Annotated in this window: 8 protein-coding genes; all 8 read left to right on the plus strand. The window is 37.4% G+C overall.

Annotated features, from left to right (window positions below):
* Positions 1-147 precede the first annotated feature (147 nt).
* Positions 148-1,311, plus strand: coding sequence for a phosphoglycerate kinase (gene pgk / locus A9G13_RS09375; RefSeq protein WP_065557347.1), 1,164 nt, complete (start codon positions 148-150; stop codon positions 1,309-1,311).
* A 78-nt stretch (positions 1,312-1,389) separates the two neighbouring features.
* Positions 1,390-2,469: a class II fructose-bisphosphate aldolase gene (gene fbaA / locus A9G13_RS09380; RefSeq protein ID WP_065557348.1), complete on the plus strand. Its 1,080-nt coding sequence runs from the start codon at positions 1,390-1,392 to the stop codon at positions 2,467-2,469.
* Between the two features lie 174 nt (positions 2,470-2,643).
* Positions 2,644-3,072: a 50S ribosomal protein L11 gene (gene rplK / locus A9G13_RS09385; protein WP_065557349.1), complete on the plus strand. Its 429-nt coding sequence runs from the start codon at positions 2,644-2,646 to the stop codon at positions 3,070-3,072.
* Between the two features lie 3 nt (positions 3,073-3,075).
* Positions 3,076-3,777, plus strand: coding sequence for a 50S ribosomal protein L1 (gene rplA / locus A9G13_RS09390; RefSeq protein ID WP_065557350.1), 702 nt, complete (start codon positions 3,076-3,078; stop codon positions 3,775-3,777).
* A gap of 232 nt (positions 3,778-4,009) precedes the next feature.
* A complete protein-coding gene (gene rplJ / locus A9G13_RS09395; RefSeq protein ID WP_065557351.1) occupies positions 4,010-4,507 on the plus strand; it encodes a 50S ribosomal protein L10 in 498 nt (165 codons plus the stop codon).
* 59 nt (positions 4,508-4,566) lie between these two features.
* Positions 4,567-4,935, plus strand: coding sequence for a 50S ribosomal protein L7/L12 (gene rplL, locus A9G13_RS09400; protein ID WP_065557352.1), 369 nt, complete (start codon positions 4,567-4,569; stop codon positions 4,933-4,935).
* A 248-nt stretch (positions 4,936-5,183) separates the two neighbouring features.
* Positions 5,184-9,212 carry a DNA-directed RNA polymerase subunit beta gene (gene rpoB / locus A9G13_RS09405; RefSeq protein ID WP_065557353.1) on the plus strand — a complete coding sequence of 1,343 codons (4,029 nt, stop codon included), beginning with the start codon at positions 5,184-5,186 and terminating at the stop codon, positions 9,210-9,212.
* A gap of 92 nt (positions 9,213-9,304) precedes the next feature.
* On the plus strand, positions 9,305-13,522 hold the full coding sequence (gene rpoC / locus A9G13_RS09410) for a DNA-directed RNA polymerase subunit beta' (protein ID WP_065557354.1): 4,218 nt from the start codon (positions 9,305-9,307) through the stop codon (positions 13,520-13,522).
* The last annotated feature ends 59 nt before the right edge of the window (positions 13,523-13,581 follow it).

Consider the following 13,581-nt stretch of genomic DNA (forward strand, 5'->3'; position numbering starts at 1 on the left):
TTCGCATAAAAAAAATTAATGGTTATGATAATTAATTTCAATTGTAAATGTTTATTATTTAGCTCCTGAGGGGAGTAACCTAAAGTATTTTTTTATGTTAAAATGGCTATAATTTTATTTTGTTTTTATTTTACAAGAGGAAGTGTCATGTCTATTATAAGAATGCAAGATCTTGATCTAAAAGGTAAACGTTTATTTATTCGTTCAGATCTTAATGTACCAGTTAAGAATGGAAAAGTAACTTCTGATGCACGTATTAAAGCATCATTACCTACTATTGATGAAGCAATTAAAAAAGGCGCTAAAGTGATGGTTACTTCTCATATAGGTCGTCCGACAGAAGGAGAATATAATCCTGAATTCTCATTACAGCCTGTTGTTGATTATTTAAAAGCGCATGTTTCTTACCCTGTACGTTTAGTAAAAGATTATCTTAATGGAGTAGACGTTAAAGAAGGTGAACTGGTTGTTCTTGAAAATGTTCGTTTCAATGTGGGTGAAGGTAAAGATGACGAAGCTTTATCTAAAAAATATGCTTCCCTTTGTGACATCTATGTAATGGATGCTTTTGGTACTGCTCACCGGGCACAGGCCTCAACTCATGGAGTTGGTAAATTTGCACCAGTTGCTTGTGCAGGTCCTTTATTAGCAGCTGAATTAGATGCATTAGGTAAAGCACTAGATAATCCAGCACGTCCAATGGTGGCTATTGTTGCCGGTTCTAAAGTTTCTACTAAATTAACAGTACTTGATTCACTATCTAAAATTGCAGATCAAATTATTGTTGGCGGCGGTATTGCTAATACCTTTATTGCGGCTGAAGGTTATGATGTAGGTAAATCTCTTTATGAAGCTGATTTAATTCCAGAAGCAAAAAAACTAATGGCAAATTGCCAAATTCCTGTACCTACTGATGTACGTGTTGCAACAGAATTTAGTGAAACTGCTACAGCAACTGAAAAATCAGTCAAAGATGTTAAAGAAAATGAACAAATTTTAGATTTAGGTGATAAATCTGCGCAAGTTCTAGCTGATATTATTAAAAATGCTAAAACTATTTTATGGAATGGTCCAGTAGGTGTTTTTGAATTTCCTAATTTTCGCCGTGGTACTGAAATCGTTGCCAAAGCTATTGCCGATAGCAAAGGCTTTTCAATTGCAGGTGGTGGTGATACATTAGCAGCAATTGATTTATTTGGTATTGAAGATAAAATTTCATATATTTCAACAGGTGGTGGTGCTTTCCTTGAGTTTGTGGAAGGTAAAAAATTGCCTGCTGTTGCAATGTTAGAAGCTAGAGCAAAGGCGTAAATATAAAGTTTAATAATAAAGGGTGAGTTATTTATTCATCCTCTACTTTTTTATATAAATAAAATTATAGGTAATAGAATGGCTACAAAGATTTCAGATGTTGTTAAACCTGGTGTAATTACTGGAGATGATGTGCAAAAAGTATTTCAAGTTGCACGTGAAAACAATTTTGCATTACCAGCAGTTAACTGTGTTGACACTAATACTATCAATGCTGTTTTAGAAACAGCAGCTAAAGTTAGATCGCCTGTTATTGTGCAATTTTCAAATGGTGGAGCTCAATTTTTAGCTGGTAAAGGTTTAAAATTAGATGGACAAGAAGGTGCAGTTTTAGGTGGTATTTCTGGAGCCAAACATGTACATCTTATGGCTGAAAAATATGGTATACCGGTTATTGTTCATACTGACCACTGTGCCAAAAAATTACTTCCATGGGTAGATGGTTTACTTGATGCAGGTGAAACTCATTTTGCAAAAACAGGTAAACCATTATTTTCTTCTCATATGATCGATTTATCAGAAGAAACATTAAAAGATAATATTGATATTTGTTGTCAATATCTTGCTCGCATGTCTGCCATGAAAATGACTTTAGAACTAGAATTAGGCTGTACTGGTGGTGAAGAAGATGGCGTAGATAACAGTCATATGGATAGTTCCGCACTTTATACTCAGCCTGAAGATGTAGCTTATGCTTATGAACGTTTAAGTGCTATTAGCCCACGTTTCACAATCGCTGCATCTTTTGGTAACGTTCATGGTGTTTATAAACCAGGAAATGTTAAATTAACTCCGAAAATTTTAGATAATTCTCAAAAATATGTATCTGAAAAATTTAATTTACCAGCTAAATCATTGAATTTCGTTTTCCATGGAGGATCTGGATCAACTGCTGAAGAAATAAGTGAAGCAGTAAGTTATGGTGTTATCAAAATGAATATTGATACAGATACTCAGTGGGCTAATTGGGCTGGTATTTTAGGTTATTACCAAGCAAATGAAGCATACTTACAAGCTCAATTAGGTAATCCTGAAGGCCCAGACGCACCAAATAAAAAGTACTACGATCCACGAGTTTGGCTACGTAAAGGTCAAGATTCCTTGATTGCTCGTTTAGAGCTTGCATTTAAAGAACTTAATGCGATTGATGTACTTTAAATCCTTACCACCGGCAGGGCAATCGCCCTGCTGTTAATTTTAGTCATAAATAAGTCTTGCAATTTTTACTCAGTTATAGGATAATTCTGCCCTCATTTAACTTAGGGGAGCTGTCTATTTATTAATAGTTATTATTAATGGAGGCGTTTGCACCCAAGATAAGGAAACTAAAAAATGGCAAAAAAAGTACAAGCTTACATCAAGTTGCAAGTTGCAGCTGGTGCAGCAAATCCAAGTCCACCAGTTGGTCCAGCTCTTGGTCAACATGGTGTTAACATCATGGAGTTCTGTAAAGCATTTAATGCAAAAACAGAAAGCATCGAAAAGGGATTACCAATTCCGGTTGTTATTACAGTTTATTCAGATCGTTCATTTACATTTGTAACTAAGACCCCACCTGCGGCAGTATTATTAAAAAAAGCAGCTAAGATTAAGTCTGGATCTGGTGAACCTAATAAGAAAAAAGTTGGTAAAGTAACTAGTGCACAAGTGCGTGAAATTGCTGAATTAAAGGCTGCCGATATGAATGGTGCAACCATTGAAACAATGATGCATTCAATTGAAGGTACGGCTCGTTCAATGGGCTTGGAAGTGGAGGGTTAATTAATGGCTAAATTATCTAAGAAAGCTAAACTTATCCGCGAAAAAGTTAATGCAACAAAACAATATGAAATTAATGAAGCAATTGCTTTATTAAAAGAATTCGCAACAGCTAAGTTTACTGAAAGTGTTGATGTCGCTGTCAATTTAGGTATCGATTCTCGTAAATCAGATCAAAATGTTCGAGGAGCAATTGTTCTTCCTCACGGTACTGGGCGTAGTGTACGCGTTGCTGTATTTACTCAAGGAGCAAATGCAGAAGCAGCTAAAGAAGCTGGAGCTGAATTAGTAGGTATGGACGATCTTGCGGATCAAATCAAAAAAGGTGAAATGAATTTTGACGTGGTTATTGCATCTCCAGACGCTATGCGTGTTGTTGGTCAATTAGGTCAAATCTTAGGACCACGTGGTTTAATGCCTAACCCTAAAGTGGGTACAGTAACTCCAAATGTAGCGGAAGCAGTTAAGAATGCTAAAGCTGGTCAAATTCGTTACCGTAATGATAAGAATGGTATTATTCATACTACTATCGGTAAAGCAGATTTTGATGCCGATAAACTTAAAGAAAATTTAGAAGCATTACTTATTGCTTTAAAACGTGCAAAACCAGCATCTTCTAAAGGTATTTTTGTGAAGAAAATTAGCCTATCTACTACAATGGGCGCTGGTGTTGCGATTGATCAAGCAACATTGAATGCAACTGTTTAATTACAAATTAGTAATTAAACAAAAGAATCGGTTGGTGTCTGGCCTTAACCAGACCCCGTCCAAGACCGTAGGTGTAGTCATAATTTGATTACTTAATTTTCCTACGTAGACGGTGACAGAACCTGATAAGATATAATACAGGAATTCTGCTCATCGTGGTTGTGCTAACTATTATTTGTAGTTAGTTAAAATAATTCTAGGCTTTGCCTAGTTTAATCCAGGAGCAATACCAATGGCACTAAATCTTCAAAATAAACAAGAGATTGTTGCTGAAGTTACTGAAATCGCCAAAGGTGCGCTATCTGCAGTTGTTGCTGATTCTCGTGGCGTGACTGTAGACAAAATGACAGCATTACGTAAATCTGCTCGTGAAGCTGGTGTTTATATGCGTGTTGTTCGTAATACGCTATTACGCCGAGTTGTTGAGGGTACTCAATATGAGTGCTTAAAAGATGCGTTTGTTGGTCCAACTCTAATTGCATTTTCAAATGAGCACCCTGGTGCTGCAGCGCGAATTTTTAAAGCGTTTGCAAAAGAAAATGATAATTTTGAGATTAAAGCCGCAGCCTTTGAAGGTGAGTTAATTTCTGCAGCGAACATTGATCGCTTAGCAACATTACCTACTTATGAAGAAGCATTAGCTCGCTTGATGTCAACCATGAAAGAAGCCGCAGCTGGCAAATTGGTTCGCACTCTTGCAGCGGTTCGCGATCAAAAACAAGCTGCTTAATTGTCAGTATGATTGTGAATTTTATTAATTAAAAAAATGTAAATTTGGGAAACTATATTATGTCTATCACTAAAGAACAAATTTTAGATGCAGTTGCTGAAATGTCTGTAATGGATGTTGTTGAACTTGTATCAATGATGGAAGAAAAATTCGGTGTTTCTGCAGCAGCAGCAGTTGCAGTTGCTGCAGCAGGTCCTGCTGAGGCAGCAGAAGAAAAATCTGAATTTGATGTAATCTTAAAAGATGTTGGCGGTAACAAAGTTGCTGTTATCAAAGCAGTTCGTGGCGCAACAGGTCTAGGTTTAAAAGAAGCTAAAGATCTTGTTGAATCAGCTCCAGCAACAGTTAAAGAAGGCGTTAGCAAAGCTGATGCAGAAGAACTTAAAAAGGCACTTGAAGAAGCTGGTGCTGCTGTCGAACTTAAGTAAGATTATTGATAACACCATAAATGGCTGGGGGTTTTGTACCTCCAGCCTTTTTGCGCTGTAATAAGTCCAAGAATTATATTTGAAGACTATTAATAAAAAGCAATAAAGAAATAGTATATTTATTAAACCTAATCAATTGATATTTATAGATATTTTCGATGAGGTGTCAGGTGTTATTATTTAATTAATAATATCCCTGATGAATATTTAATCATGCTAATATAGCAGATAAGCAAGTTGAGGAACTAATGGTTTACTCTTATACCGAGAAAAAACGAATTCGTAAGAATTTTGGTAAGCGTCCACAAGTCTTGGATATACCGTATCTTCTTTCTATTCAACTTGATTCGTTCCAGAAATTTATTGAGCAAGATCCTGAAGGCCAATATGGTTTAGAAGCCGCTTTTCGTTCAATATTTCCGATAAAAAGTTATAGTGGTAATGCTGAGTTACAATACGTGAGCTTTAAAATGGGCGAACCTGTGTTTGATGTAAAGGAATGTCAAATTAGAGGAATCACATACTCAGCACCGTTGCGCGTTAAATTACGTTTAGTAATTTATGATAAGGATGCGCCAGAAGGAACAGTAAAAGATATTAAAGAACAAGACGTCTATATGGGCGAGATTCCTTTAATGACGGACAATGGAACCTTTGTGATTAATGGTACTGAACGTGTAATCGTATCACAATTACATCGTAGTCCTGGTGTGTTCTTTGATAGTGATAAAGGTAAAACACACTCTTCTGGTAAAGTATTATACAATGCTCGGATTATACCTTATCGTGGTTCTTGGCTTGATTTTGAATTTGATCCAAAAGATAACCTTTTTGCACGTATCGACCGCCGTCGTAAGCTACCAGCAACAATTATTTTACGAGCTCTAGGTTATGATACTGAAGAAATTTTAGATATTTTCTTTGAAAAAACTAATTTTGAAGTTGGTAAATCCAAATTAAAAATGGAACTTGTTCCAGAGCGTTTACGTGGTGAAACCGCATTATTTGATATTGAAGCTAAAGGTAAAGTTTACGCTGAAAAAGGTCGTCGTATTACAGCTCGTCATATTCGTGAATTAGAAAAAGATAAAATTACCAAAATCGATGTGCCAGTTGAATACATTGTCAATAAAGTACTAGCTAAAAATTATGCTAATGCGGAAACAGGCGAAGTTGTAGCATTAGCTAATACCCCTATTTCTTTAGAGTTATTGGTAGAATTAACCAATGCTGGTCATAAAAAAATTGAAACATTATTTACCAATGATCTAGATCATGGTTCTTTTATTTCTGAAACATTAAATGTTGATTCAACTCGAGACCGATTAGGCGCATTAGTTGAAATTTATCGAATGATGCGTCCAGGTGAACCACCAACAAAAGAAGCGGCAGAAGCGTTATTTGATAATTTATTCTTCTCTGATGAACGTTATGATTTATCAGCAGTAGGCCGAATGAAGTTCAATCGTTCTTTAGGTCGTGATGATATTGAAGGTGAGAGCGTCTTGACCAAAGGCGATATCGTCGATGTAATGAAGAAGTTAATTGCCATCCGTAATGGTCATGGTGAAGTGGATGATATTGACCATTTAGGTAATCGTCGTATCCGTAGTGTTGGTGAAATGGCTGAAAACCAATTCCGTATTGGTTTGGTTCGCGTAGAGCGAGCAGTAAAAGAACGTTTATCTTTAGGCGATCTTGATGCATTAATGCCACAAGATATGATTAACGCCAAACCGATTTCAGCGGCAATTCGTGAATTCTTTGGTTCAAGCCAATTATCGCAGTTCATGGATCAAAACAATCCATTATCTGAAATTACGCATAAACGTCGTATTTCGGCATTAGGTCCTGGTGGTTTAACACGCGAACGTGCTGGATTTGAGGTGCGTGACGTACACCCTACGCATTATGGTCGAGTATGCCCAATTGAAACACCTGAAGGTCCAAACATTGGTTTGATTAACTCATTAGCTGTTTATGCGCGTACGAATGAGTATGGATTTTTAGAAACACCATACCGTCGTGTTATCGATGGTGTGGTTACCGATGAAATTAACTATTTATCTGCAATTGATGAAAGTGAATTTGTTATAGCGCAGGCTAACTCAAACTTAGACGATAATGGTCGCTTCAAAGAAGAATTAGTGACATGTCGTTTGAACGGTGAGTCAGGTTTATATAGTCCAGAACAAGTTCATTATATGGATGTATCCACACAACAAATTGTATCTGTTGGTGCTTCTTTAATTCCATTCTTAGAGCATGATGATGCTAACCGTGCCCTAATGGGTGCTAACATGCAACGTCAAGCCGTTCCAACCTTAAAAGCGGAAAAACCGTTTGTTGGTACTGGTATGGAACGTGCGGTAGCGGTTGATTCTGGTGTAACTGCAGTTGCTCGCAGAGGTGGTACTGTACAATATGTGGATGCTTCACGTATTGTGGTGAATGTAAATGCTGATGAAATATATGCTGGTGAAACAGGTATTGATATTTACAATTTAACTAAGTATACCCGCTCTAACCAAAATACTTGTATTAATCAAATTCCGTGTGTGGAATTAGGTGAAAAGGTTGAACGAGGTGATGTACTTGCAGATGGTCCTTCAACTGACTTAGGTGAATTGGCATTAGGGCAAAACATGCGTGTGGCATTTATGCCGTGGAATGGTTATAACTTTGAGGATTCTATTTTAGTTTCTGAAAAAGTAGTTCAAGATGACCGTTTTACCTCAATTCATATTCAAGAACTATCATGTATTTCTCGTGATACTAAGTTAGGTGCAGAAGAGATTACTGCTGATATTCCAAATGTCGGTGAAGCAGCACTTTCTAAACTGGATGAATCAGGCATTGTTTATATTGGTGCTGAAGTTAAAGGCGGTGATATTCTAGTTGGTAAGGTGACACCAAAGGGTGAAACTCAATTAACTCCAGAAGAAAAATTACTCCGCGCTATTTTTGGTGAAAAAGCATCTGATGTTAAAGATACTTCATTGCGTGTACCAAATGGTGTTTCTGGTACAGTTATTGATGTGCAAGTCTTCACTCGTGATGGTGTACAAAAAGATAAACGTGCACTAGAAATTGAAGATATGCAACTTAAACAAGCACGAAAAGATTTAACTGAAGAGTTAAAAATCTTAGAAGCAGCGTTATTTGCTCGCATCCGTGATGTACTAATATCGGGTGGAATTAAAGCTGATAAATTAGATGCTTTGCCACATGAAAAATGGCTAACTATTGGTATTGCAAAAGAAGATAAACAAGCTCAGTTAGAACAACTAGCTGAACAATATGAAGAAATTAAAGCTGACTTTAACAAAAAACTTGAAGCAAAACGCATTAAAATTACACAAGGTGATGATTTGCAACCTGGTGTACTCAAAATTGTTAAAGTTTATTTAGCTGTGAAACGCCAAATTCAACCAGGTGATAAAATGGCTGGTCGTCATGGTAATAAAGGGGTTATTTCTAAAATTAATCCAATTGAAGATATGCCATATGATGATAAAGGTCGCCCGGTAGATATCGTTTTAAATCCATTAGGTGTTCCGTCTCGTATGAATATTGGACAGGTTCTAGAAACACACTTAGGTATGGCGGCTAAAGGTATTGGTCAAAAGATCGATGCAATGTTAAAAGAACAGCAAGAACTAGCTAAATTACGTGAATTTATTCAAAAAGCGTATGATCTTGGATTGGGGGCTGCACAAAAAGTTAATGTGGCTGAATTTACTGACCAAGAAGTCATGACTTTAGCACAAAACTTACGTAATGGTATGCCACTTGCAACACCAGTATTTGATGGCGCTAAAGAGCAAGAAATAAAATCATTATTAGAGCTTGGTGATTTACCAACGTCTGGTCAAATTACTTTGTATGATGGCCGTACTGGTGAACAATTTGAACGTCCGGTAACAGTTGGTTACATGTACATGTTGAAATTAAATCACTTAGTTGATGATAAAATGCATGCCCGTTCTACTGGGTCATACAGTCTGGTTACTCAACAACCATTGGGTGGTAAAGCTCAATTTGGTGGTCAACGTTTCGGTGAGATGGAAGTGTGGGCACTAGAAGCATATGGTGCTGCTTATACCTTACAAGAAATGTTAACGGTTAAATCAGATGACGTAAATGGCCGTACTAAGATGTATAAAAATATTGTAGATGGGGATCATCGTATGGAACCAGCGATTCCGGAATCATTTAATGTACTATTAAAAGAAATTCGTTCGCTTGGTATTAATATAGAATTGGATGAAGAGTAATCTTTGACTAATTCTAAATGATTTCTATTTATAGGGATAACTTATTAGCAATAATAAGTTATCTAATTGGTTTAACTCCATAGGAGCCAATTGTGAAAGACTTACTTAAGTTTCTAAAAGCACAAACAAAAACTGAAGATTTTGATGCTATCAAGATAGGCCTTGCCTCTCCAGATATGATTCGATCATGGTCTTTTGGGGAAGTTAAAAAACCAGAAACAATCAACTATCGTACGTTTAAACCTGAACGTGATGGTTTGTTCTGTGCGCGTATTTTCGGACCTGTTAAAGATTATGAATGTTTATGTGGAAAATATAAACGTTTAAAACATCGTGGTGTGATCTGTGAAAAATGTGGTGTTGAAGTTACTCAAGCCAAAGTACGTCGTGAACGTATGGGGCATATCGAACTTGCATCACCTACTGCACATATTTGGTTTTTAAAATCATTACCATCTCGAATTGGTTTATTACTTGATATGCCACTACGTGATATTGAACGCGTACTTTATTTTGAATCATTTATGGTTCTAGATGGTGGTATGACTAATTTAGAACGTGGTCAGATTTTAACTGAAGAACAGTATTTAGATGCGTTAGAAGAGTTTGGTGATGAGTTTGATGCACGTATGGGTGCGGAAGCTATTCAAGAATTATTGTGTAATATTGATGTACAGTCTGAATGTGAAATACTACGTGATGAACTAGCTACCACGAATTCAGAAACTAAACGCAAGAAATTAACCAAACGCATTAAGATCATTGAAGCATTTATCCAATCAGAAAATAAACCTGAATGGATGATTTTAAATGTATTACCGGTGTTGCCACCTGATTTACGTCCATTAGTGCCACTTGATGGTGGCCGTTTTGCAACCTCAGATTTGAATGACCTTTATCGTCGGGTAATTAACCGTAATAACCGTTTAAAACGTTTATTAGATCTAGCTGCACCAGATATTATCGTACGTAACGAAAAACGTATGTTACAAGAATCTGTTGATGCCTTATTAGATAATGGTCGCCGTGGTCGAGCAATCACTGGTTCAAACAAACGACCATTAAAATCACTTGCCGATATGATTAAAGGTAAGCAAGGTCGTTTCCGTCAAAACTTATTAGGAAAACGTGTTGATTATTCAGGCCGTTCAGTAATTACAGTGGGGCCATACTTACGACTACACCAATGTGGTTTACCGAAAAAAATGGCGCTGGAATTATTCAAACCATTTATTTATGGCAAATTGGAACGTCGTGGTTATGCCACAACCATTAAAGCAGCTAAAAAAATGGTTGAACGTGAAGATGCAATAGTTTGGGATATTTTAGATGAAGTCATCCGTGAACATCCTGTATTGCTTAACCGTGCACCAACGTTACATAGATTAGGTATTCAAGCGTTTGAACCAATCTTAATTGAAGGTAAAGCGATTCAATTACATCCATTAGTGTGTGCGGCATTTAATGCTGACTTCGATGGTGACCAAATGGCAGTTCACGTACCATTAACTCTAGAAGCACAATTAGAAGCGCGGGCGTTAATGATGTCAACTAATAACATTCTTTCACCTGCGAGTGGTGAGCCTATTATCGTGCCTTCACAGGATGTGGTATTAGGTCTTTATTATATGACTCGTGATAAAATTAATGCTAAAGGTGAAGGCATGATCCTAACCGGTCCGAAAGAAGCGGAAAAACTATATCGCTTGGGGTTGGTAGAGTTGCATGCAAAAGTTAAAGTACGTATTACTGAAAATCATCGTAATGCTGTTGGCGAATGGGAAGAAACAACATCAGTGATTGATACCACTGTTGGCCGAGCTATTTTATGGCTAATCATGCCGAAAGGTATGAACTTCTCAGTAATTAACCAACCACTCGGTAAAAAAGCCATTTCACGGATCTTAAATATCTGTTATCGCCAATTGGGTATGAAAGAAACTGTTATTTTGGCTGACCAAATTATGTATACCGGGTTTGCTTATGCAGCACGTTCTGGGGTATCGGTTGGTATTGATGATATGGAAATTCCTGCGAAAAAAATACAGATCATCAATGAAGCTGAAATTGAAGTTGCTGAAATTCAGGAACAATTCCAATCTGGTTTAGTTACGGCTGGTGAACGTTATAACAAAGTTATCGATATTTGGGCGGCAGCCAATGAACGTGTTGCTAAAGCGATGATGGATAACTTATCAACCGAGAAAGTAATCAACCGTGAAGGTAAAGAAGAAGTTCAATCTTCTTTCAATAGCATTTATATGATGGCCGACTCTGGTGCTCGTGGTTCTGCTGCTCAGATTCGTCAGTTAGCAGGTATGCGTGGTTTGATGGCGAAACCAGATGGTTCTATTATTGAAACACCTATCACAGCAAACTTCCGTGAAGGATTGAACGTACTTCAGTACTTCATTTCAACTCATGGTGCGCGTAAAGGTCTTGCTGATACAGCATTAAAAACAGCTAACTCTGGTTATTTAACCCGTCGTTTAGTTGACGTAGCCCAAGATTTAGTAGTTATTGAAGATGACTGTGGCACTTTAGAAGGTGTGGTAATGACACCAGTTATTGAAGGTGGTGATGTTAAAGAACCTTTACGTGAACGCGTATTAGGACGAGTCACTGCTGAAGATGTGTTAAAACCAGGCAGTGCTGATGTTTTAATCCCACGCAATACCTTACTTGATGAAGGATACTGTGACTTACTTGAAGCCGAATCTATTGACAGTGTAAAAGTTCGCTCTGTAGTGTCTTGTGATACTGATTTTGGTGTTTGTGCTAAATGTTATGGTCGTGACTTAGCTCGTGGTCACTTGGTGAATAAAGGTGAAGCCATCGGTGTTATTGCTGCGCAATCAATCGGCGAACCAGGTACACAGTTAACCATGCGTACGTTCCATATTGGTGGTGCGGCGTCTAGAGCGGCTGCTGAATCCAGTATTCAGGTTAAAAATAAAGGTAGTATTAAATTAGCTAATGCTAAATTTGTGATTAACCCAGATAAGAAATTAGTTATTACTTCACGTAATGCGGAATTGACTATTATCGATGATCTTGGTCGAATGAAAGAGACTTATAAAGTTCCTTATGGTTCGATCTTGACTAAAGGTAATGGCGTCGCGGTTAATGCTGGAGAAACCATTGCTAACTGGGATCCACATACTATGCCAGTTATCTCTGAAGCCAAAGGTTTTGTTCGCTTTGTAGATATGGTTGATGGTCAAACTATAACCCGTCAAACTGACGAATTAACTGGCTTATCATCTATCGCTATATTAGACGTGGCTGAGCGTACAGGTGTTGGTAAAGATTTACGTCCGGCAATCAAAATTGTCGATGCCAAAGGTAAAGATGTTTACGTTCCTGGTTCAGAAATGCTAGCACAATACTTTTTACCAGGTAAAGCATTAGTACAGTTAGAAGATGGTGCTGAAATCAACGTCGGTGATACTCTTGCGCGTATACCGCAAGCATCTGTTGGTACTAAAGATATTACCGGTGGTTTACCACGAGTTGCTGACTTGTTTGAAGCGCGTAAACCGAAAGAACCGGCAATTCTTGCAGAAATTGACGGTATTATCTCATTTGGTAAAGAAACTAAAGGCAAACGTCGCTTAATTATCACTCCTTTAGATGGTAGTGAACCATACGAAGAGATGATTCCGAAATGGCGTCAACTTAACGTATTTGAAGGTGAACAAGTTGGTCGTGGTGACGTGATTTCTGATGGTCCTGAATCAGCACATGACATTTTACGCTTACGTGGTGTGAATGCAGTAACTCGTTATATTGTTAACGAAGTTCAAGAAGTTTATCGTCTACAAGGTGTAAAAATTAACGATAAACACATTGAAGTTATTGTTCGTCAAATGTTACGTAAAGCAACGGTTATTCATCCGGGTGGTTCTCGTTTACTTGACGGTGAGCAACTTGAAGTTTCACGCTTGAAGATTATTAATCGTGAACTTGAAGCACAAGGTAAAGAGCCAATTGTTTACTTGCATGATTTATTAGGTATAACTAAAGCATCATTAACAACTGAATCGTTTATCTCTGCGGCATCATTCCAAGAAACGACTCGTGTGTTAACTGAAGCCGCGGTTGCAGGTAAAGCCGACGAATTACGTGGATTGAAAGAAAACGTAATTGTTGGTCGCTTAATCCCAGCGGGTACAGGTTATGCTTACCATAAAGAACGTTTACGTAAACGAACAATGCCATCTAATGATGAACAGCAATCAACTATTTCGGCAGAGGAAGCAACAGCTAATTTGGCTGAGTTACTAAATTCTGCTGATGAAAATCAATAGACCTAACTCAGGTTTTGTTTATAAAATAGCACGCATAGACGTGCTATTTTTTTGTCTAT

This window comes from Gilliamella sp. wkB178 (assembly GCF_001690705.1).
In the GTDB taxonomy this organism is placed as follows: Bacteria; Pseudomonadota; Gammaproteobacteria; order Enterobacterales; family Orbaceae; genus Gilliamella; species Gilliamella apicola_K.

Excerpts from the sequence above, each read along its gene's own strand:
- pgk (WP_065557347.1), top strand. The coding sequence starts at position 148 with ATGTCTATTATAAGAATGCAAGATCTTGATCTAAAAGGTAAACGTTTA.
- fbaA (WP_065557348.1), top strand. The coding sequence starts at position 1,390 with ATGGCTACAAAGATTTCAGATGTTGTTAAACCTGGTGTAATTACTGGA.
- rplK (WP_065557349.1), top strand. The coding sequence starts at position 2,644 with ATGGCAAAAAAAGTACAAGCTTACATCAAGTTGCAAGTTGCAGCTGGT.
- rplA (WP_065557350.1), top strand. The coding sequence starts at position 3,076 with ATGGCTAAATTATCTAAGAAAGCTAAACTTATCCGCGAAAAAGTTAAT.
- rplJ (WP_065557351.1), top strand. The coding sequence starts at position 4,010 with ATGGCACTAAATCTTCAAAATAAACAAGAGATTGTTGCTGAAGTTACT.
- rplL (WP_065557352.1), top strand. The coding sequence starts at position 4,567 with ATGTCTATCACTAAAGAACAAATTTTAGATGCAGTTGCTGAAATGTCT.
- rpoB (WP_065557353.1), top strand. The coding sequence starts at position 5,184 with ATGGTTTACTCTTATACCGAGAAAAAACGAATTCGTAAGAATTTTGGT.